This window comes from Mesorhizobium dulcispinae (genome assembly GCF_033977345.1).
Lineage (GTDB): Bacteria > Pseudomonadota > Alphaproteobacteria > Rhizobiales > Rhizobiaceae > Mesorhizobium > Mesorhizobium dulcispinae.
Genome location: NZ_JAVIIY010000053.1, coordinates 1 through 1983, shown reverse-complemented (window position 1 = coordinate 1983; position 1983 = coordinate 1). Strand labels below are relative to the sequence as shown.

General features: G+C 62.5%; 1 protein-coding gene. It reads right to left on the bottom strand.

Features of this window, described 5'->3' with window-relative positions; all coding sequences use genetic code 11:
* A partial coding sequence (locus RFN30_RS32170; RefSeq protein WP_320265967.1) for a hypothetical protein occupies positions 1–1983 on the bottom strand: 1983 nt, incomplete at both ends.

Below are 1983 nucleotides of genomic sequence, written 5' to 3'. Positions count from 1 at the left end.
GCTGACCGACATGCATCTTCGATCACCTGGTTCTCTTCGTTGACGGGGCGAGTTTTAGCTGTTGTGACAGTCTCTCCGGCATAGGCTTGCCGCAGCCTTCCCAACGCCACGTTGATTTCGCTCAGTAGTTTGGGATGGTTGCCCGAAAAGTCCTTCGCCAGACTGTCCAACTGCCGATCATCTAGCCGGCCGGCGATCTGAGTCCGGTGATTCTCGTCAAGCCATGCACTGAATTTACGCAGCGACGCTAGATCGTGCCACATGGTTCCTTCTTTGAGGCGGGCCGCGGCTATTGCCCGGTATTGGGCGAAGAGTTCCTCATCGTCCTTGGTGCCAGGTCGAACATTCGAAGCCGTCAGAGGCTCTCCGACAGAAGCTTGCCGGAGCCTCTTCAGCGCCGGGTTGACACGCGCCCTCTCGCGCTCCGCGAAGTCCTTCGCGAGCGCGTCCAACCCCCGGTCCTCAATCCGGCCGGTGATCTGCGTCCGGTGGTTTTCGTCAAGCCATTTGCTGAACTTGCGCAGCACCGCTAGATCGGCCCTCACGGTTGGTTCTTTGAGGTGGGCCCTGGCTTTCGCCCGGTACTGGGCGAAGAGTTCATCATCGTCCTTCGTGCCGGGTCGTCGAACAGTCGAAGCAGCCGTCACAGGCCGTCCGGCAGAAGCCTGCCGGAGCCTTCCCAACGCCACGTTGGTGTCGCTCAGTAGTCCGGCATCGTTGCCCGCGAAGTTCTTCGCCAGGCTGTCGAGCTGCTCGTCATCAATCCGACCGTCGATTTGGCTCTGGTGGTTCTCGGCCAGCCATTTGCTGAACTTGCGCAGCGCCGTTGTATCGCGATCAATCGAGGGTCCACTCACTTTGGCTGTGTTCGCCGCCTCGGCACGGTAGGCGGCAAAAAGCGCCTCGTCCGGGTGCTCTCGGACATGCTTGCGGCTGCGCGTTTGCTGAACGAGGGAAGCCTGGTGCGGCGCCGCGGCCGGCATTGTTTGGCGCGCGCCGGTCAAATCGCCTCCCCTGGTCCCTTCTTCGAGGCCGGCAGCCTGGGCAAAGAGTTGCTCATAGTCTTTGGTGCCAGGTCGAACATTCGAAGCAGCCGTCCCAGAAGCTTGCCGGAGCCTCTTCAACGCCGGATTGATACGCTCGTCATCGCGCTCCGCGAAGTCCTTCGCCAGCGCGTCCAACCCGGGGTCCTCAATCCGGCCGGCGATTTGCGTGCGGTGGTTCTCGGCGAGCCATTTGCTGAACTTGCGTAAGGCCGCTAGATCGCGCCTCACGGCTGATCCTTTGACCACGGCTTTTGCCCGGTATTGGGCGAAGAGTTCCTCATCGTCCTTCGTGCCGGGTCGAACAGCCGAAGCAGCCGTCGCAGGCTGCCCGGCAGAATGCTGCCGGAGCCTTCCCAACGCCACTTTGGTGTCGCCCTGCAGTACGGCATCGTTGCCCGCAAAGTCCTTCGCCAGACCGTCCAGCTGCTCGTCATCAATCCGGCCGTTGATTTGGCTCTGGTGGTTCTCGTCAAGCCATATGCTGAACTTGCGCAGCGCCGTTATATCGCCAACAATCGCGCTTTCACCCACCTTGGCTGTTTTAGCCGCCTCGGCACGGTAGGCGGCAAAAAGCGCCTCGTCCGGGTGCTCGCGGCCGCGCTTGCGACTGCGCGTTTGCTGAACGACGGAAACCTGGTGCGGTGCCTCGGCCGGCATTGTATGGCGCGCGCCGGTCAAATCGCCCTGTTGATTGGCCGCAGGCCGAAATGCGCCCGTGACGACGTGAGGGAGGCTCACGCCATCGGGTGCGCTTCCAAATCCCGTGTCGGGCAGGTTGACCCGCGGCGGCGGCATGGAACTCGGAGCTTCGTAACCGCCCCCAATCGCTACGCGGCTCCGTGGCTGATCGACACTTTGCGCGGGTGAGTGGACCACCCGCTCCGCATCCTGCCAGAACTGCGCCGAAGCGAAACTTGCGGCCGGCAACGGCCCGGCG